The following is a 20,288-nucleotide window of genomic DNA, read 5'->3' as shown; positions in this document are numbered from 1 at the left end:
ATTCAAGAAATAAAAAAAGGCTGATGCTTCTAAGCATCAGCCTTTGTTGTATCACTAAAACGTTATTTCATTAAAGTCTTATAGAGACTCTGTGAATGTACGTGCGATTACGTCAGCTTGTTGCTCTGCAGTTAGAGAGTTAAAGCGAACAGCGTAACCAGATACACGGATTGTTAGCTGAGGGTATTTCTCTGGGTGCTTAACGGCGTCTTCTAGAGTTTCGCGGTTAAGAACGTTCACGTTTAGGTGTTGACCACCTTCGATACCCGCTTCGTGGTGGAAGTAACCATCCATCAGGCCAGCTAGGTTAGCGCGTTGTGAACCCTCATCTTTACCTAGTGCATTAGGTACGATAGAGAATGTGTAAGAGATACCATCTTGTGCGTCAGCAAACGGCAGTTTTGCAACTGAAGTTAGTGATGCTACGGCACCTTTCTCATCGCGACCGTGCATTGGGTTAGCACCTGGAGCAAATGGAGCACCAGCACGACGACCGTCAGGTGTGTTACCAGTTTTCTTACCGTAAACCACGTTTGAAGTGATAGTAAGAATTGACTGAGTAGGGATTGCATCACGGTAAGTCTTAAGCTTACGGATTTTGCCCATAAATACAGAAACAAGTTCACATGCGATATCATCAACGCGTGGGTCGTTGTTACCAAATTTAGGGTAATCACCTTCGATTTCGAAGTCGATTGCTAGACCGTCTTCGTCACGGATTGGCTTAACTTTTGCGTATTTGATTGCAGACAGAGAGTCAGCCGCAACAGATAGACCAGCAATACCACAAGCCATAGTACGTTTAACGTCACGGTCATGTAGAGCCATTAGTGCCGCTTCGTAGCTGTACTTGTCGTGCATGAAGTGGATAGCGTTTAGTGCAGTCACGTACTGCTTCGCTAGCCAATCCATGAAGTGGTCCATTTTCTCCCACAACTCATCGTAGTTCAGTACATCGCCTTCGATCTTCGGCATTTGTGGACCAACTTGGATTTTTAGCTTCTCATCCACACCACCGTTGATGGTGTAAAGCATAGTTTTCGCAAGGTTAGCACGAGCACCAAAGAACTGCATTTGCTTACCAACAACCATTGGAGATACACAACATGCGATTGCGTAGTCGTCAGAGTTCATGTCTGGACGCATTAGGTCGTCGTTTTCGTACTGGATTGAAGAAGTATCGATAGACACTTTCGCACAGAACTTCTTGAAGCCTTCAGGTAGTTGCTCAGACCAAAGAACAGTGATGTTTGGCTCTGGAGAAGGACCCATTGTGTATAGTGAGTTTAGGAAACGGAAGTTTGTACGAGTAACTAGCGTACGACCGTCAAGACCCATACCACCCATAGACTCAGTTGCCCAGATAGGGTCGCCAGAGAATAGATCATCGTACTCAGGAGTACGTAGGAAACGAACCATACGTAGTTTCATTACGAAGTGGTCGATCATTTCCTGAGCTTGTTCTTCTGTGATGCGGCCAGCAGCGATATCGCGCTCGATGAAGATGTCTAGGAACGTAGAAGTACGGCCTAGAGACATTGCCGCGCCGTTTTGAGATTTAACAGCAGCTAGGTAACCGAAGTAAGTCCACTGGATAGCTTCTTGTGCAGTTTCAGCAGGACGAGAAATGTCACAACCGTATTTTGCAGCCATTTCTTTGATTTGACCTAGAGCACGGTGTTGCTCTGCGATCTCTTCACGAAGCTGCATTGTCATTTGTAGGTCTTCGCCGTTCTCGAAACGCTCTTGTAGAGAAGAGAACTGTGCGAATTTATCCTTCATTAGGAAATCAATACCGTATAGAGCAACACGACGGTAGTCACCGATGATACGACCACGACCGTATGCATCAGGAAGACCAGTCAATACGCCAGACTTACGACACGCCATGATTTGTGGAGTGTAGATGTCGAAAACGCCTTGGTTGTGAGTTTTACGGTATTCTGTGTAGATTTTCTTAACTTGTGGGTCAAGCTCGCGGTTGTAGGCTTTGCATGAACCTTCAACCATACGGATACCACCGTTAGGGATGATCGCACGTTTTAGAGGAGCGTCAGTTTGAAGACCTACGATAGTTTCTAGGTCTTTTTCGATGTAGCCTGCATCGTGAGCAGTGATGGTAGAGATAACTGAAGTATCAAAATCAACAGGAGCGTGAGTCGCGTTCTCTTGTTTGATGCCTTCCATTACCTTAGCCCAAAGCTTGTTAGTCGCTTCAGTACCTTCAGAAACTAGGAAAGATTCGTCGCCTTCGTACGGAGTGTAGTTCTTCTGAATGAAATCACGAACGTTTACTTCGTTTTGCCAGTCGCCTGCAGCAAAACCTTCCCAAGCTTTAGCAAATTGCTCTGCCATGACATACCTACCTTTTTAGTAGAAAAAAATACGTACTGCTTCGCCGTTGAGCCAGCTATCCCCAAGTTAAAGAGGGGAACAGTACACTCTTATGAATAACAATATTTATAGTCTTAAATTTAAATGTTCGAGTTACAAAACTATAAATATTGTCACTAGTTTTAACGTTTCTCTTTTTAAGCAACAGTTAGAGGTTAAACTAAAATTTTTTTGCAAACCTTAAACTAAATCAATAAATCCTCAAAAATCTCGATAAAAATGGGGTAGCGACTAGCGCTACCCACACATTTTCTGAACTGTCAGCTTTACAGCCAAGCTTGGATGCCATATTGGCCTTCAAGCATACCAACTGCAAGCATAGCAACTAAACAGATAATAAGTACGCTTACTGGGATCACAATCTTGTCTACAAACGACAAGCGAGACGCGCGCTCTTTATCACCAATTAAGCCGTTGTTATCTAAAAGCATAGTTAGTGCCCAAGCTAGAACAGGGTTAACGACTGCTGAACCAAAGATACAGATACCTGCTGCTTGTGAATCTTTTGAGTCTTTCACCATCTGCATGCCTGCTTCAAGTAGTGGCAGAGATACACCAACGAGAAGAGCAACGCGCATAACTGGTGGCCATACAGCAACATCCATAGGGAAACCAAGAATTGCAACAATAATACATAGAGAACCTAGTAAGATTGCACCGCCAGGAATAGGGCGCTTCGCGATTGCTGCAGGGATCATGTAAGTCCCCCAAGATGATGTGATGTTACCACCACCGACAGCGGTACCGACCATTTGGCGCACAGAACACATTGTCATTGTGTCATCAACGTCCATCAGTACTTTTTCACTCTTACGTGGGTAGTTCATTTCTTGGAAGATGCGGTGACCCAAGAAGTCAGGAGACCACATTGCTACAGCAAGAATTGCGAATGGTAGAGAAGCAATGAAGTGTTCCATATTAGGAAGACCAAGCATCCAACCTTCTTCCGTTGAACCCCACCAGTAGATTGGGTTTAGGTTTGGAAGACCCGTCTCGGTTACGAATTTAATATCGAAGCCTGCGCCAAGAACAAGTGCGATTGCAAGGCCAGTGAAGGCACAAACAGGGATTGCTAGCCAGCGTTTGTTCACTTTAGCAAGAAACGCGTACAGGCCAATGGTAACCGCAAGAACGATTAGACCGATGTAACCCATGCTACCTGCGGCAACTGTGTCGGATTGCAAACCAACAGCCCAAGCTTGAATGGAATTAATTTGGCTCATCGTTCCGGTTAAACCCAAGAAGATGAGAAGGCCACCAGCCGTACCTTCAGAGGTGAGGTTAACCAGTTTTGAACCACCTTTTAACAGGCTCAGAATTAAACCAAACACACCAATGAGAATTGCCAATGCAAGAGGGTGAGCACCAGCAAGCGCGATGGTACCAATAAGAGGGATCATTGGGCCGTGGTTACCAGCTAGGTTGGCTTTAGGGTTAATAAAGCCAGAAGCAAGTACACAGAAAAGAAGTGCAGGGATGAGCATCTCTACACGGGCAACTTCGATGGCGAAATCTTTGCCCAGATTAACATGGTCCCATGCGGCAGTTAGGCCTTCAGCCCAAGACATCATTACCGCAGAGTACATCGCGATAATACCAATCGTACCGGCAAGTGCTGGAACAAGATCTTCAAGTTCAAAACGGAAGTCACGACCTGGCAAGTTTAAGCCGAAACGACGCGGCTTCATAATTTGTAGTTCGTGGTCTAGGTAGTCTGAACGGCTTGCGAACTCAGATGCTGGACGATGAAGCTCACGGTAGCTCTTGGTCTCGATATCTGAATCAGAGTGCGTTTTGTTAACTGCGTCTGACATAGATTCCTCATATATTTAAAAGTTATGAATTCTTCATTCAATTGTGTTAATCCGCATCCTGCGGCACGCTTATGCTAGCTATTATTAGATTTGTTACACGTCGACATTGTGCCTAAGCATAGCTAATAACTTATTGTGTTGAGGCACAAAAAAATCCTCATCTTTTGGCAGGAGTCTAGCAAGATAGCCATTTAGGGTGATTGATTTAGATCACTTTAAGAATGGTTGTGAAATAAAACTACAGAAAGTTTCTGGCATGCGAATGAGATGGTGAAATCTTGTGTAATTTCATTACACAAGTTGCATAAAATTAGAATTTGTTGCTCTTATCGTTCGAGGGATGCGGGGTAAATATCAATATTCATGATGATTATATAAAGCTGGCTTTATTCTTGCTTTCTACAGGGCAAAGACGATTTTTTGGCTAATCATTGCCGCTCAGTTTAGGAAAAAGACATGAAACAGCTTAAAGTACTGCCACTAGTGGCAATTATCTCAGGGTTAATGGTCGGTTGTGGCGGCGGTGGCGGTGGCGGCGGTGGTGCTGCGCCGAAAACAGCGTTTACTTTTGATTTTGCTATACCAGCAACAATGACTGAAAGTGAAGCTACTGCGAAAGGTTGTACGGTGTATGACCACAAAACTGAGCTAAACGGTGATAAAACGGTTTTAACCTATAGCGCAGCGTCAAAAGAGCAAGTGACTAACTATGTTATCGGTTACTACTCTGATGCAGATGGCAAAAGAGCCGGAGACATCATCAAACCAACCACTGATAACTTTAAGTTTTATCTTGAAGATATTCCTGACGGCGGCTTTGTAACGTTTCAAGCAATAGAATTTAACGGTAGAGAAGCTCGCGTAAATACGTTTTCAAAAGAATTCTTACAAGATAAGAAACTACGTAATGCCACGTTTGCCCTTAACCGAGACTCTTTGAACAAGTGCTTTACTGGCGGTAACTTAGCAAGCAATAAGTTTACTAACCTAGATTACCGAAATGCTGAATCAGGTGGTGGAGACTACAACTTTGTCTCGCAAACCGATATTTTCACGTCACCTAACCCTGATATGTTGCCTACCGATGAGCTTATGGGGCTTAAAGGTGAGCCTACGGCGTTGTTCCAGTATGAATCTGGTTCAAGCGACAAAGCGCTTTACCAGTATGGTATTGGTTCGTGGGGGACTGGTGAGATCGCCTTAGTCAGAGCGGATAATACGTCAAACATTTATTCGTCTTCTGATTATACTTACGACACTCTCCACATTGGTTTTATTACTAACGGCTTTGCGTATGATGCGCTGAAGCTAGATAAAACGGCCGTTGAATATAATCGCCCTAGTGCAACGAATAAAGAAACTTGGGTCTACATGGCGTTCTCAGAGAATCAAGTTAATGGTTGGGACTCTCTACTTAACGAAACGGTCTCTGATGGATGGGATATTGACGTTGATCCAAGCTCTTACTTAAATATTGATAACCTGCCAAACACAAAACCAAGTGTATCAACACAAGGAAGTGCAGACTCGGTGATTGATCTGGACATGGGTTTAACATCGTCTACAGAAGGCTTTACTCGTGTTGCTTACTTTGCGGCTTCAGGCGACTATAAAGTCACACATCGTATTTTCACAAAGAGCGACAGTGACTCTGTTGTTGTTCCTGAGCTCCATTACTACAATTTCCCAACATCAGCCGTTAACGGTTTGAAAGTTTCAGCTTCGGACGATTTTAATCGCACTGCTTTGGTATTGAGTGACGATAGCAATATCGATTCTAAAGTTTTCATGAGCTTCTTTTCTAATGGTGAAGCGTCAGAGCCTGAGCTAGATGAAGACTTGGATGGCATCATTACTTCTGAAAAAGAAGGCCTAGAAAATGAAGTGACATTACGTACTTCAAACTCATTGGTAGTCAGTCGTTTTAATTAATTCATTACGACCCTAAATAAGTTTCAATTAACACTTTTGTAAATTTATCAAGCCCCTTTTAAAGGGGCTTTTTTATATTTAATATTCAGCTTTTGAAGAATAAGTTGCTATATATTGCATATTAATTTGGCTATCGTATCTTTCTATTCGAATTATTTAGGTTAATAATTTGTTGCAAGTTTCAGGGTGTGGTGCTAATTTGTTCCGAATTAGAGAGGGCGGAGTCCCTTAATTGCAGTGACAAAAACACAGGGAGTAGAGCGCATGAATGATGTACCAGCGCTAGATATAAAAGACCTGCACAAAACATTTGGACAAAATGAAGTTCTCAAGGGAATTTCTCTTGCCGCGCACAAAGGAGATGTCATCTCCATCATTGGCTCTTCCGGTTCTGGTAAGAGTACCTTTCTTAGATGTATCAACTTGCTAGAAACGCCTACCGCAGGCGAAATTTGGGTGAATGGTGAATTAATCCAAATGAAGAACAACCGAGCAGGGGAATCTGTTCCTGCTAATGAAAAGCAAGTGCAACGTATTCGCTCACGGCTAGCGATGGTGTTCCAAGGTTTCAACTTATGGTCACACCTGACAGTATTAGAAAACGTGATTGAAGCCCCTGTTCATGTCCTAGGCGTACCAAAAGCCCAAGCGATTGAAAACGCAGAAGTCTTGCTTAAGAAAGTAGGCCTATATGAGCGTAAAGACTATTATCCTGGACACTTATCTGGCGGTCAGCAGCAACGTGCCGCTATTGCCCGTGCGCTAGCAGTTGACCCTGAAGTGATGTTGTTTGACGAGCCAACCTCGGCGCTTGACCCAGAACTTGTTGGGGAAGTATTAGGGGTAATGAGAGATTTGGCAGATGAAGGACGAACCATGCTGGTGGTCACGCACGAAATGGCGTTTGCGCGAGACGTATCAAACCATGTGATGTTCTTGCATCAAGGCTTAGTGGAAGAACAGGGAAATCCAGCTAAGCTATTTACAAACCCGGATTCAGAACGATTACAGCAGTTTATCTCATCCATTTACTAATATTTTTAGGCGGCAGACTATTGCCTCCTAAGCCAGCACAACAAACAAAACGAAATAAAATAGCAATCACAGGAGTATGGAAATGAAAAAGTGGTTATTAGCAGCAACGATCGCTGCAACGGCAGTATCTGGTGTCGCTCAAGCGAAAGAATGGAAAACAGTTCGCTTCGGCATTGAGGGTGCTTACCCTCCGTTTAGCTGGACAGAAACGGATGGTTCTCTTAAAGGCTTCGACGTAGACATGGCCAACGCGCTTTGTGAGGAAATGCAAGTGAAATGTAAGATTGTCGCGCAAGATTGGGATGGCATCATTCCTTCTCTATTAGCGCGTAAGTACGACGCAATCATCGCTGCGATGTCTATTACTGAAGAGCGTAAGAAGAAAGTCGATTTCACTGGCAAATACGCACTGATTCCAAACAAATTTATTGCCAAGAAGGGTGCGAATCTGGATTTTGACAACCTAGATGGCAAGAAAATCGCCGTTCAACGTGCAACAACACACGACAAATATCTGACAGATAACTATGGCGATAAAGTAGAAATTGTTCGTTACGGTTCTTTTGATGAGGCTTACCTAGATTTAGCCAATGGTCGTGTTGCCGCTGTATTGGGCGACGCCTCTGCTCTAGAAGAAGGTGTGCTTAATAAAGCGGGCGGCGACGCGTACGAGTTTGTTGGTCCGTCATTGACCGATCCTAAGTGGTTCGGTGAAGGTTTTGGTATTGCCGTGCGTAAACAAGATAAAGATCTAACGAAGAAATTGGACGCGGCGATAATTTCACTACGTGAGAAAGGTGTTTATCAAGAAATTGCTGGTAAATACTTTAACTACGATGTGTACGGTGAATAAACCGTAATTAAGCGACCGTTGGCTTGTTCCTAGAAGTAGTCAACGGTCGATTTTTTGAGTTTAGGGATTAGGAACTCACCTATGCTAGATTTACAAGGATACGAAGCTTCGATTTTAAAAGGGGCTTTAGTAACGATAGAAGTTGCAGTGCTTTCACTCCTTCTTGCGGTGATCTTAGGTATGCTTGGCGCATTAGCTAAGTTAGCACCTTACAAATGGGCAAGGGCGATTGCCACTCTTTACACCACCGTCATTCGCGGCATTCCAGATTTGGTTCTGATGATGCTGATTTTCTTTGGTGGACAAATACTTTTAAACAATAGCCTGTACTCCATTAACGAAACGCTCAATGAGTGGTTTGCTTCGAGTGATCCAAACCATGAATGGACGTCTTACTTACCCGACTATATTGATGTCAGCCCATTTATTGCAGGTGTACTCACGATTGGTTTTATCTTTGGTGCCTACATGGCGGAGACTTTTCGCGGAGCGATCATGGCGGTGGACAAAGGTGAACTAGAAGCGGCGAAAGCTTATGGTATGAGCTCAGCCTTATCGTTTAGAAGAATCTTACTGCCTCAGATGATTCGTCATGCATTACCTGGATTTGGTAATAACTGGTTAGTGTTACTCAAGACCACAGCGTTAGTGTCCATCATCGGCCTGGATGACATGGTGAGAATGAGCTCGTTGGCGGCAGGTACGACGAAAATGCCGTTTACCTTTTACATGGCTGTCGCGCTCATCTTTCTATTTTTTACCAGCGTTTCGACCGGGCTACTCAAGCTTGTTGAGCGTAAGTTCAGTATTCATGCGAGGTAAGTTATGGATTTTTCTTTGATTATTGAAAGCTTCCCAACTTATCTTCAGGGACTTTGGACGACAGTTTGGCTGGTAGGATTAGCGTTGGTTATCGGTTTGTGTGTCTCTATTCCATTAGCCGTGGCACGTAATAGTACGAATTATGCCTTTAGCTTACCTTCTTGGGGATTCATTTACTTTTTCCGTGGAACACCGTTGTTGGTCCAGTTGTATTTGATTTATTACGGTATGGATCAGTTCTTTCCTGTGAAAGATACCTTGTGGGAAAACGCCTGGTTTTGTGCTTTAGTCGCTTTTATTCTTAATACGTCGGCTTATACAGCAGAAATTATTCGTGGTGCGATTAATGGCTTGCCCAAAGGTGAAGTAGAAGCTGCCAAAGCGTATGGGATGAGTAAGTTTATGACATACAGACGTATTATCTTGCCTAGTGCACTGCGTCGAGCATTACCAGCTTATTCAAACGAAGTGATTTTCATGCTGCACGGTAGTGCGGTCGCGGGTATCGTTACCATTATGGATCTAACTGGCGCTGCGCGCTTAGTTAACTCACGTTACTATGCGCCATTTGAATCTTTCCTAACGGCGGGGCTGTTCTACATGGCACTGACGTTTATGATCTTGTGGTGCTTTAAAGTGGCAGAGAAGCGCTTCTTGGCATACCTACGTCCTTTAAGTTAATAATTAATGTCAGCAATGGTATCGGAATGGGTACCATTGCTTTTTGATGATTTTGTTATCTTCATTCCTATTTTCCCTACCGATACAAAAGACTATTTCTTTTTATTCATGTACTTACATTAATATTTGATAAACTCATTGTTTAGTAAGTAAAAATGAAAAAAACAATTCTATCGTTGGGCCTTGCCGCCGTTGCCACTGGATGTGGTGGGGGAGAGGGAGAGTCACAATCTAATGCTCAAGTAAAACCAACGCCAGCTCCAGTTCAACAAGCTCTGGAAACTGGTAATGCACTGCTCGTTTCTGACCCGAACGATTTCATCCGAGAAAGTCGGCAAGTTGTGGAAGGGCACAAGAAACAGTCGAATACGATCAAATCTGCAATTGCGAAAAACCTTTCTGGCCTTTATTGGGATCCAACTCATGATGCAGCGATCTTGGCACCTCAGTATGGGTTCAACGACACCATCTTGATGACCAACAAGGCCATGGCTAGCGGTTATAAAGATCAGGCGTTGTCAATTGGCGTTGCTGGAGAAAAAGCTAATGGTCAACGTTATGCGCTATTAGGTAGTAACCCATTTAGAACGGCACAACGCTTTCCCGAGTCTTCGAATGCAACGATGACTCAATGGCTAAGCAACCTGGTCACTTGGTTGTCAGGCGGAGCTACTTCAAACGTTGTCATCGCGCAAATGGATCAGTCTTATTACTTCCCTGATGAGCAAGCGACTCGGAATTGGCTGAAAGACAATGTTTCACAAGAGTTGGCGTTTAACGAGGCCAACCTATGCGATGGTTCGAAGCTACTTAGCTGCTTGCAAACCAATACTCCAAACTTATTGATCTTGTCACAGCATCTGCAATCTGGCGACACCAACCAACAAGTACTCGATGCTCTGGCATACGCTGAGCAAGCCCAAATTCCTGTTCTATACCTGCATTGGGATGGAGGACTAACTGAACTTGGCCGAGACATTTTGGAAAAATTCCATGTTGATTATGTGGGAGATAACTATTGGCGTAAGTTAGGCTTGGTTGATTGGGCGCCTTCATCACTCATGAACTTCGTGCCAGACTCTGTTGCTACGCAACAAGCGCTGTTGTCTCGTTTTGAATCTCAAAACTTCAATGTTGACTTGTCACAGTGTGATGACAAATCTTGTCCTGACACTGCGAATATGGAAAGTCAATTTTATGCAGGGGCAAACAGTATTCGCCATCGGTTGAAAAAGCTTGATGAACAAAAAGTAGATTTGTTTAATCAAGATGGCTACCAATACGAAAAACTCATGGTATTGCTGGCTGATCACTATCGTCAAACGGTTGTGTTCCCAATGGACAAACAATCAACCCAAACGACCGAATTCCTAAAATCGTATTTTGCCGATTACGTACAATACAACAGCCGAAGCGTGAACCCAAAACAACCAAATATGGGGAACTTCAGCCGTAGTGAGTTTAGCCCTGAAGTAAAGAGAATCAGCGCAACGATTAATATGGAATCAAAGCGTAACTTCCGCTCTGCTGGTGTGTATGCGCTTCCTGGGGAGACCTTTACGGTCACGCGCAATGACAGTAATGAAGTGACGACTAAAATTGTCATCAACAGTTTAAGAAGTGGCGCAACTCATGAGTTCAGCAAAGATGGATACACGCGACCAAAAATGCTGACTTCTTTCGCCTATGAGGTGAAGCCGGGTGAAACCATCACGCTGACTTCACCTTATGGCGGGCCTATCCAGGTTCACTTTAACAATAATGATGTACCAGTAGCTCTAACATTTAGCCATGTAGCGCAACACCCTGTATGGAGAAGTGAAAAGGATAACGATGCGTTTATTCAGGGGCTTGAAGCGAATTTGTTCGATTGGGCTGAACTGATCACGCCTGGATTTGAGGTACACTCTAAACGCGACAAAATGCTTGAATCTGTCAACGATGAGATGTGGTCGACACCAGCTGAAATGGCCCTGGCGACAGAAGAATATGTTTATAACTACCCACATGTCTTGGCTGGTTTCCAAGGGCCGGGTATCGATGAGGTTCCGGAAATTATCCAGTATGCCAAAAATCAAGGTTGGGAAATCGCCAATATTGATATGGTGAAGCATATGAACGCTGACCAAGCGACGTGTGGTTACGGCTGTTCTGGTAACCCATACGATGCTTACTGGTCATTCAGCCCACTCGGTCACGGTGATTTACATGAGCTTGGTCATGGCTTGGAAAAAGGTCGATTCCGATTTGCAGGCTGGGAAGGGCATTCAACGACCAATTACTATTCGTATTACAGTAAGTCTCGTTTCTTCCAGAATACGGGGAAAGTTTCAACTTGCCAAAGCTTGGATTTCAAAGGCCAGTTTGAATTATTGCAAGCAAGCCGAACTCAAGCGGATCCAAACGCTTACATGGCAGCGCAAAATCAAACTGGTTGGAGTTGGGGAGCTCGCGTTTACATTCAAATGATGATGGCGACGCAGCATGAAGGTGTACTGCAAAATGGTTGGCATTTATTGGCGCGATTGCACCTGACTGAACGTGAGTTTAACCGTTTAAAATCGGATGATGCGCTTTGGAATGAGAGACGATTGAGTATTGGTTTCGCCAACTACTCTCGTGAAGAGGCAAATAGCATCTCAAACAACGACTGGTTGCTTATTGCTCTGAGCTACATCTCTCAGCGAGACATGACGAGCTATTTAGATATGTGGGGCTTCTCGTTCACAGAAAAAGCGAAACAGCAGGTTGTGGCGCTGAATCTACCGCCGATGCCTCTCACTTACTTTGCAAGCAGCAATACCGGCTACTGTCTGAACGAATTTGCTCAAACGCCAGTCAGTGTTGATGGTCAAACGGTTTGGCCGCTGAACTAGCTGAGTAGAAAGTAACTTGCATGAAAAAGGGAGACAGAGTCTCCCTTTTTCATGGGTTAAGCTTAGCGTTGAGTCCCGCTTATTGCTCAGTTATGTATTACTTGAACGTCGACCAAATTGGAGCGTGGTCTGAAGGTTTTTCAATACCGCGCAATTCATAATCGATACCCGACTCAATACATTTTTGCGCGAGAGAAGGGGTCGCCAAAATGACATCAATTCGTAGACCTCGGTTATCATCAAACCCGCGAGAGCGATAATCAAACCACGAGAATTGATCGTTCACTTCTGGATATAGCTTGCGGAAGGTGTCCTCAAAGCCCCAGTCTAGCAAGGTTTTCAGCCATTCGCGCTCTTCCGGTTGGAATGAACATTTACCTGTTTTTAGCCAACGCTTACGGTTTGGTTCGCCGATACCGATATCTGCATCAATAGGGCTAATGTTGATGTCACCCATAACAATCAATTGCTCGTCACTATTGTGATGATCGTTTAGGTACGTCATCAGATCTTTATAAAACTGACGTTTGTATGGGAATTTTGTTTCGTGGCTGATGTTATCCCCTTGAGGGAAGTAGCCGTTTAGCACCGTGACCTTTTCGCCGTTTTCATTTAAAAACGTTGCCATGATCATGCGCTTTTGGTGCTCTTCGTTATCCGTCGGGAACCCTTTTTGTACGTGTAGAGGTTCTTGCTTACAAAGCATTGCGACGCCGTAATGCGCTTTTTGACCATGGAAATACACTTTGTAGCCCATGGCTTCGACAGCTTCAATCGGGAATGCTTCATCGTGAACTTTAATTTCCTGAAGGCCAATCACATCTGGTTGGTGTTTGTCGATTAGCGCTTGGAGTTGGTGCAGTCGCGCACGTAGTCCATTGATGTTAAAGCTGATTACTTTCATTGTTTATCCTTTTTGAGGGCGTACTTTTTTATGAATAGTATCATTGTGCAAGAGCACTGAAAACGAGTCTCGGTGAAAGGAGCGAAACGTTGGGCTACTTTGCTTTTAATTTGTTTTCTAAGTCGTTTTGCACGATCTTCAAAGCGTTAAGCGCAACTTCTGGATCTATCTCATTGCTCTCAAGTAAATAGATCAAATCGACAGCCAATTTGATCTCTTCAGGTGCCTCATCTAAAGGCGAGGTTGGTTGATCGGCCATTATTGGTGTTTTTCCCTATGTGTAATTTGGTTCTCTAGTTTCAGAAGCGCTGCCTCACAACGTGCCAAACGTTGCTCGGTCGCTAGTAACACTTTCTGAGCCTCGGCACGCATAAAACTCGGAGCGCTTTCGACAGCACGTTCTTTTTCTAACACCATTTCGCGCAAGCGTCTTGCCCACTCTTGGTGTTGAGCGAGTTCCTGATAAAGCACGTTAATAGGCTTGCGGAAGTGGCTGCTATGTTTGATCTCATTCTTGCGAATTTTGGTGGTAGAAATCTCGCGTTGAATCGCACCTATTTGCGCTACTAACCGTTCAGTGAGGTACTCAGCACGCAAAGCGGTGAGCTTACCTTCATTTTGCTCACGCACAATCGCATCCAGCGTAGCTTTTGCTTCTTTTACGCAAGGAGTAAGTAAGCGAGAGCGACAACCAAATAAGCGCTCATCAAAAAGCGGAACATGGTGTTCGCCTCTTTGACGGTCAAGAACAGCGGCTTGCTTCGCCATTTGTTCTAGGTTTTCCTGGAGTTGAGAAATGTTCATGACAAACCTACAAACCATGCGTCATAAGCCAATTTTATGGCCAGTATACTGACGACAATAACAAATACAGGGCGAATGAATTTAGAACCAAACCGAATGGCGGAATGTGCGCCAACAAAAGCGCCAGCCATTAAACATACCCCCATTGTTAAGCCTAGCACCCAGTTGATATGACCGAGGACTGCAAACGTGATCAAAGAGGTAAAGTTGCTGGTAAAGTTCATTGCTTTTGCTAAGCCAGAGGCGAGCAAGATATTCAGCCGATACAGAGCCATTGAACTTACCGTCCAAAAAGCCCCAGTTCCAGGCCCTGCGAGCCCGTCATAGAACCCTATGGATAATCCTTGCATGTACTGTTTTCTATGAAGTTTTGGGCAAGGCTCGGGAATTGGACTTTGATGAGGAGAGTGTGGTGTTTTATGGAAGACGGTGTATAACGCCGCCGCTAAAATAACAAGGGGTAACCCTTTTTCTAGCCAATCCGTGCTAATCGCGTCCACAAGTAGGGTACCTAATGTTGCTCCGACAAGCGTCGCTACAAATGCTCTTCCCCAGCATTGAGGCTTGAATAAACGTTTCTTGTAGTACGTAAATGCCGCAGTAGAAGAGGCAAAGGTAGCCGCAAGTTTATTGGTGCCTAGTGCAATATGGGGCGGCAAGCCCAACGATAATAGAGCAGGTACGGTTAGCATGCCACCACCACCAGCAACTGCATCAATAAATCCAGCGACAAAAGCGACAAGCGCCAACACCAACAGCATAGTTGGCTCAATCATTTCCATAAATGGTGATTCTTCTAATATTCTATTTTACGTTTAAATGGAGGTAGTGAGTCGATTAAGGCTTGTCCGTATCGCTTAGTGACTAGGCGTCGATCAAGAATCGTTACTCTACCAGAATCTCTCTCTTTACGCAGTAAGCGACCTACGCTCTGGATCAGCTTTTTGCTTGCGTCAGGTACAGTTATTTGCATAAACGGGTTCCCACCTTTTTTCTCGATATATTCGGAGTGAGCCTGTTCGACAGGAGAGGTTGGAACACCAAATGGAATTTTTGTAATCACCAAGTTTTCAAGTAATTCGCCAGGTAAATCTAGCCCCTCAGAGAAACTGCCAGTACCAAATAAGATGCTGGTTTTATTTGATTCTATTAGCTTTTTATGTTTTTTTAGAATTTCTTGACGTGAGCTTTCACCTTGAACTTGCAATGCCCAGCCTTTTTTTATGAACTCCGAAGACAGCGCCTTCGCAACTTGGTTCATCTGCCAATAGGATGAGAATAATACTAAGTTGGCTTTCTTGTCTTCCAAGTACTTAGGCAATATCTCGATAAGATATTCAGTAAATTGAGGCGCTGGTGGTTCATATTTCATCGCAGGGATGAGCAATTCTGCCTGGTTTTGGTAATCGAATGGTGAAGCAAGCGCTAAAAACTGTGTGCCTGATTCTGGTTTTCCATCAATACCAACCTGATGGCAAAAGTAATGGAAGGAGTTTAATGCACGCATCGTTGCGGAAACTAAAATGGCGCCAATGCACCTGCTCCAAATTTGTTGGTCGAGTTGCCATCCAATTTCAAGCGGAGAAACACTCACAATGAAATCACCCTCGCGATCGGGGTGGGTTTCTAACCAGCGAGCCAAAGGCGCACCTTTTTCACGAGTTGGCTCAGCCATCAAGTGCCAGACTTGCGCTAGGTTTTCTAACCTTTGAATGTAGAAGCCGAGCTCTGCAAGCGCTGGTTCAGCCAATCTTGTCGCAAGCTCCCCATCTTTTACTCTTTCCGCAATAAGGTCGGCAATTTTTGCCACACTTTGATTTGCTTTTTTACTGAACTGCTTTAACTCTTTGGATTGGTTCTCTAGCCATTCTGGCAGTTCACCGTGCTCAAAGCGGTAGATACTCTCTTCAAATTGAGCTGGATCGAACTGTTTAGGCAGTTGAGTCAGTGCTGGTATCAAGTTCTGAACCGCGTCTTGAAGGTCGTTGCGAAATCGAGCTACGCGCTTCTCGTCTGCGAGCGATGAAAACTTGCTAATCGACTGATTTAACTTCTCAAGCCACGCTGCCGCACCTTTTAAGCTCGCAGATGCTGAAGCATGATCGCGGGCGACATGAGGCAAGTGATGTGCCTCGTCAAAGACGTATATCGTGTTTTCTGGCTCAGGTAAGATTACTCCGCCCCCCAAGTCTGCGTCTGCCATGACGAGAGAGTGGTTCGCAATGATGACATCATTCTTATCCAGCTCCGAGCGCGCTTTTTGAAATGGACAGCTGCGATGGCCCGGTAGACTGTTATTGCAACTGTGTTTATCACTGACAATCAGTTGCCAAAGCTTATCATCGATGGTTTTAGGCCAAGAATCACGGTCACCGTCCCATTTACCTTGCGCAAGAGAGCGATGCATTGTTTCCAACAGCTCTATATCTTTTTGCTTAGGCTTGGTTTCGAACATGGCTAACTGACCACCATCAGCACCACAAGCTGAAGCAAGTTTTTCTGCACAACAATAGCGTTGACGGCCTTTTGCCAAAATAAAAGAAAACTCTCGGTCGGTAATCCGACGAAAAAGAGGGAGGTCTTTATTTATGAGCTGCTCTTGCAGAGCTACGGTCGCCGTTGAGATAACCACTTTTCTATTGTTATGTACAGCCACGGGGATGGCAGCCATTAGATAGGAGAGCGACTTACCAATTCCAGTCCCTGCTTCTGCAACCAGTATTCGGTTAGATTTGTGGTACTGACCGCACAGCGTTTTTGCAATCTCTGCAACAAGGTAGTTTTGTGCTCTTCTAGGTACAAAGTTATCAAGTTGATCTTGCAGGTTTTGATAGCTATTACGAATCGATTTTTGAATGTTACTGGTCAGCATACGGGCCTCAAATGCGTTGGAGGCGAATAGTAGCACACATCACTAGTTGTACAGTAGTTCACAAAACGGAATGCTTTTATGAGGAATGTAGATCTTCTTCACAAAAAAATATTGAACCTTATCTAAATGAAATTAATTTCATTATATGAAAAATATAAAACTCCAAATATGATATTTTTATGGTTTTTTATTCTATATATTGTGTTTTTTAGTATTTGTTTTGGGTTTAAAATCTCATTGTTAATGGTTTTATAAATTATGAAAAATCAAGAGGATTGATTAGATGTTCGTCGAATAAATAAAGATAAACTTTTCAAGCTGTTGTTTTTAAATGTTATTTTTGTTTTTTTACATTGGTATTTAGAAAATTTGACAGCCAGAATAATCTTTTGCACTCTTAGCTCCAGATTTTGAGAAGGCGCTGTATAACGTTTTGTTAACGCTCTATCTCAAACATATAAAAAAAGGGAACCGGACAAGGATATCCCGAACTAAGAAAAGGCAGTGGATTAATTATGAAAAAAACTCTATTAGCACTAGCTGTAGTTGCGTCTGCAACTTCAGTGAACGCAGCTGAAGTATTCAAATCTGAAGAAGGTTCTGTAGATTTCTACGGTCAGCTACGTCCAACTCTTCTATTCCTAGACAGCACAGACCACACTGCAGAGCTAAACACTAGCTCTTCTCGTATGGGTGTAAATGGTGTTTACGTTGTAAACGACAACCTAAAAGTTCTAGGTGAAGTTGAAATCGGTGTTGCTCTAGGTGACAACTACGGTGCAGGTGCTGATTCAAGCGAGCGTACTGATGATTCAGTATACGTACGCCGTCACATCTTTGGCTTCGACATGGGCGATATGGGTACACTTCGTTTTGGTAAAGAAGGTACTTGGGCTGATGACATCTACGGAGCTGATTACTCATACTTCTTCGGTGGTTCTGCACTTCTTTACGGACACGCGTGGAACAACTCTTCTCAAATTAAATACGCTTACGAAAATGACGCATTCTGGCTAAAAGCTGGTTACGCGCTAGGTGAGAAAGATCAAAACGAAGAAATCCGCGAAGTATTCGTAGGTAAGTCTTTCAATGACCTATCTGTACACGCTGGCGTTCTTTCTTCTGAGAACAAGATTGCTTCTAAAGGTAACAACACTGAGAACCTATCTTTCGAAGTAACTGCTGAATACGCTCTAGATGAGCACACTCTAGGTGCTACGTACTACTACAACGAAAATGAAGACAAAGCAGCTAACGAGACTATCGATTCTCACGGTATCTCTCTAGCAGGCATGTTCGCTGTAGCTCCTAAAACAACACTTTACTCTGGCTACGAGCTAGTAATGTCATCTTCTGACAAATCTGGCAAGAAAGATGGCGACCAATCTAAGTTTTACGCTGGCGTTGAATACAAGTTCTCTAAATGGGCTCGCGTATTCGCAGAAGCGGGTTACAATTTTGATGGTGATAAGCTAGAAGCTGGTAAAACAACTGCAGAAACTGATTCTAAAACTGACTTCGGTGTTGGTGCACGTTTCTACTGGTAATCAATACCCAGTTTGATATTGTAAGACCCAGCTATATGCTGGGTCTTTTACTATGAAGATAAGGATGAAAAACTCTATGCAGTTATCATTAAAAGTGGCAATGGCGTTGTCTATTCTTGCCAGTACAAACCTTTATGCTGCAACGACTTTAGTGGTTCCAGAAGACGTGAAGTTACTGGCCGTCAATATGGAGAAGCCAAAACTTGAGGGGGGACTTTTCTCTAGTGAGAAGACAATTGAGATCCCCGACGGAACTAACCAAATTGTCTTCAAATATCAACCTGCTTTTGAAACAAACGAAAACCTTAAGACAGTTTACAGTGACGTGATCATCGCTAAGTTTGATGTTGAAAATGAAAAACTAAAGTTTGAACTACCAGAGTTTAAAACTCTTCGTCAAGCGCAAAACAACATCTCACCTTTAGATTGGCAACTGCTGGACACCAAAGGTCAACCTATTGCTTTGGTCGAAGATGTATTAGAGTCAGATGGTGTTCAAATTGGTCGTAATTACCCTCAAGAATCTCGTAACTACAATATTGCTGGCGGTATCGCGAGTGTTGCCGTTAGTTATGTAACTGTGAATCAGCATCAACAATCAGTAAGTGATATCGAGCCTCGAGTTGAGAGTGGTGATACCCGTTCAACAGTCGCATCGAACGACAGTCCAATGGTTGATGTATTAAAGACGATGTACCAGAAAGCGTCTCCGGCGGAAAAAGAGGCATTTAAAAACTGGCTTGCTGAGCAGTAATCCCTTAGTTCATTAGATAGGGCTTAACTGAAAAAGTACGAATCTAAAAAGCAGGCTTTAAGCCTGCTTTTATCTTTTCTGCCGTATTAGAGAGAGATTTCTCTCCATTCACCAGGCATTAGGTCGTTAAGGACGATATCACCCATCGAATGACGGATGAGGCGCAAAGTAGGGAAGCCAATGTGTGCAGTCATGCGACGCACCTGGCGATTTCTTCCCTCAATAATGGTAATGGCTAGCCACGTTGTTGGGATATTTGCCCGAAAACGAACAGGAGGGGTTCTATCCCAGACTTGTGGTTCTGGAATCACTTCAACTTCGGCTGGTAGGGTCATACCATCTTTTAGCTCTACTCCCTTTCTCAATTTTTCAAGATCTTGCTCTAGAGGAGCGCCATCGACTTGAACCCAATAAGTCTTCGGGGATTTTGACTTTGGCTGCGTGAGCTTCGCCTGCAAGATGCCATCGTTAGTGAGCACCATCAAACCTTCGCTGTCTCGGTCCAATCGGCCAGCCGCATAGACATCTTTGATTGGGATATAGTCCGCTAACGTTTTGCGACCATCACCATCGGTAAATTGACTGAGCGTATCGTAAGGCTTATTGAAAATAATGACTTTACGATCTTTGGGGGCCACTTTTGGCTTTTGGTTTCTTGCTGAGCGAACAGGGCGACGGTTTGTTTGAGTACGAGTCTTTGAGCTATTGCGAGCTCCTGAGTGTTTAAATCGGCCCGTTTGGGATTGATTGCGACCGCGACCTTTTTCATGACCTGTACGAGATGACATGTTAACTACCCTGCAAAAATGTAAATGAACTGTGTTTGAAAGTTTTAAGTTTTCTCATGATCGGATATGATTTGCGCGCCTAAAACTAACAAACGCGCACAGAATGATAGACTAATTCGTGTTATTTGTTTAATTATATCAGTGCACTCATGGATTCAGAGCCCAGAGCTTCAAACTACAACAAAGAGTGCGAACCGCATGTGGCGTTAGTG

Annotated in this window: 16 protein-coding genes; 8 read left to right on the top strand and 8 right to left on the bottom strand. The window is 43.9% G+C overall.

The genetic code is table 11. From position 1 onward, the window contains the following. Nucleotides 1-78: 78 nt before the first annotated feature. Nucleotides 79-2,355, bottom strand: a complete 2,277-nt coding sequence (gene pflB, locus FKN16_RS06145) for a formate C-acetyltransferase (RefSeq protein ID WP_005390666.1) — start codon at nt 2,353-2,355, stop codon at nt 79-81. 305 nt (nt 2,356-2,660) lie between these two features. Continuing rightward, the gene (locus tag FKN16_RS06140) at nt 2,661-4,208 is read right to left on the bottom strand and encodes a DUF3360 family protein (protein ID WP_005390668.1); all 1,548 of its coding nucleotides are present in this window, start codon (nt 4,206-4,208) and stop codon (nt 2,661-2,663) included. A gap of 456 nt (nt 4,209-4,664) precedes the next feature. On the opposite strand from FKN16_RS06140, the gene FKN16_RS06135 reads away from it, so the two are divergent. The 6 genes from FKN16_RS06135 (at nt 4,665) to FKN16_RS06110 (ending at nt 12,407) form a co-directional block, all read left to right on the top strand. After that, complete coding sequence (locus FKN16_RS06135) at nt 4,665-6,140, top strand: hypothetical protein (RefSeq protein WP_053807156.1); 1,476 nt, start codon at nt 4,665-4,667, stop codon at nt 6,138-6,140. Between the two features lie 264 nt (nt 6,141-6,404). Beyond that, the gene (locus tag FKN16_RS06130) at nt 6,405-7,175 is read left to right on the top strand and encodes an ABC transporter ATP-binding protein (RefSeq protein WP_005378438.1); all 771 of its coding nucleotides are present in this window, start codon (nt 6,405-6,407) and stop codon (nt 7,173-7,175) included. An 82-nt stretch (nt 7,176-7,257) separates the two neighbouring features. Further along, complete coding sequence (locus FKN16_RS06125) at nt 7,258-8,028, top strand: ABC transporter substrate-binding protein (protein WP_012841998.1); 771 nt, start codon at nt 7,258-7,260, stop codon at nt 8,026-8,028. Nucleotides 8,029-8,109: 81 nt separating this feature from the next. Then, on the top strand, nt 8,110-8,850 hold the full coding sequence (locus FKN16_RS06120; protein ID WP_006742137.1) for an ABC transporter permease: 741 nt from the start codon (nt 8,110-8,112) through the stop codon (nt 8,848-8,850). A gap of 3 nt (nt 8,851-8,853) precedes the next feature. Further along, nucleotides 8,854-9,531, top strand: a complete 678-nt coding sequence (locus FKN16_RS06115; RefSeq protein ID WP_005390676.1) for an ABC transporter permease — start codon at nt 8,854-8,856, stop codon at nt 9,529-9,531. 155 nt (nt 9,532-9,686) lie between these two features. Further along, nucleotides 9,687-12,407, top strand: a complete 2,721-nt coding sequence (locus tag FKN16_RS06110; protein ID WP_170902295.1) for an ImpA family metalloprotease — start codon at nt 9,687-9,689, stop codon at nt 12,405-12,407. A 97-nt stretch (nt 12,408-12,504) separates the two neighbouring features. Here the strand turns inward: FKN16_RS06110 and xthA are convergent, their stop codons facing one another. The 5 genes from xthA to dinG all read right to left on the bottom strand — a co-directional run bounded on the left by xthA (nt 12,505) and on the right by dinG (nt 16,987). Continuing rightward, the gene (gene xthA / locus FKN16_RS06105; protein WP_048626179.1) at nt 12,505-13,311 is read right to left on the bottom strand and encodes an exodeoxyribonuclease III; all 807 of its coding nucleotides are present in this window, start codon (nt 13,309-13,311) and stop codon (nt 12,505-12,507) included. Between the two features lie 94 nt (nt 13,312-13,405). Further along, nucleotides 13,406-13,570: a pleiotropic regulatory protein RsmS gene (gene rsmS / locus FKN16_RS06100; protein WP_170902294.1), complete on the bottom strand. Its 165-nt coding sequence runs from the start codon at nt 13,568-13,570 to the stop codon at nt 13,406-13,408. Further along, complete coding sequence (locus tag FKN16_RS06095) at nt 13,570-14,115, bottom strand: primosomal replication protein (protein WP_048626180.1); 546 nt, start codon at nt 14,113-14,115, stop codon at nt 13,570-13,572. Before FKN16_RS06095 ends, rsmS begins: the two co-directional genes overlap by 1 nt. After that, on the bottom strand, nt 14,112-14,897 hold the full coding sequence (locus tag FKN16_RS06090) for a TSUP family transporter (RefSeq protein ID WP_170902293.1): 786 nt from the start codon (nt 14,895-14,897) through the stop codon (nt 14,112-14,114). The genes FKN16_RS06095 and FKN16_RS06090 overlap by 4 nt, the downstream gene beginning before the upstream one ends. A gap of 14 nt (nt 14,898-14,911) precedes the next feature. Next, nucleotides 14,912-16,987, bottom strand: a complete 2,076-nt coding sequence (gene dinG / locus FKN16_RS06085) for an ATP-dependent DNA helicase DinG (protein WP_170902291.1) — start codon at nt 16,985-16,987, stop codon at nt 14,912-14,914. Between the two features lie 515 nt (nt 16,988-17,502). Here dinG and FKN16_RS06080 point away from each other — a divergent pair. Together FKN16_RS06080 and FKN16_RS06075 are read left to right on the top strand one after the other, a co-directional pair. Then, nucleotides 17,503-18,534: a porin gene (locus tag FKN16_RS06080; RefSeq protein WP_006742133.1), complete on the top strand. Its 1,032-nt coding sequence runs from the start codon at nt 17,503-17,505 to the stop codon at nt 18,532-18,534. A 76-nt stretch (nt 18,535-18,610) separates the two neighbouring features. Next, nucleotides 18,611-19,288 (top strand): DUF2057 family protein, encoded by a 678-nt coding sequence (locus FKN16_RS06075; protein WP_170902289.1) that lies wholly within the window; start codon nt 18,611-18,613, stop codon nt 19,286-19,288. A gap of 86 nt (nt 19,289-19,374) precedes the next feature. Here FKN16_RS06075 and FKN16_RS06070 read toward each other — a convergent pair whose 3' ends face one another. Beyond that, entirely contained in the window at nt 19,375-20,076 is a 702-nt protein-coding gene (locus FKN16_RS06070) for a pseudouridine synthase (protein ID WP_170902287.1), read from the bottom strand. Between the last annotated feature and the right edge of the window lie 212 nt (nt 20,077-20,288).

The organism is Vibrio sp. 11-4(1) (assembly GCF_013048625.1).
GTDB classification, from domain to species: Bacteria; Pseudomonadota; Gammaproteobacteria; order Enterobacterales; family Vibrionaceae; genus Vibrio; species Vibrio diabolicus.
This window is presented reverse-complemented; position numbering and strand designations above follow the sequence as displayed.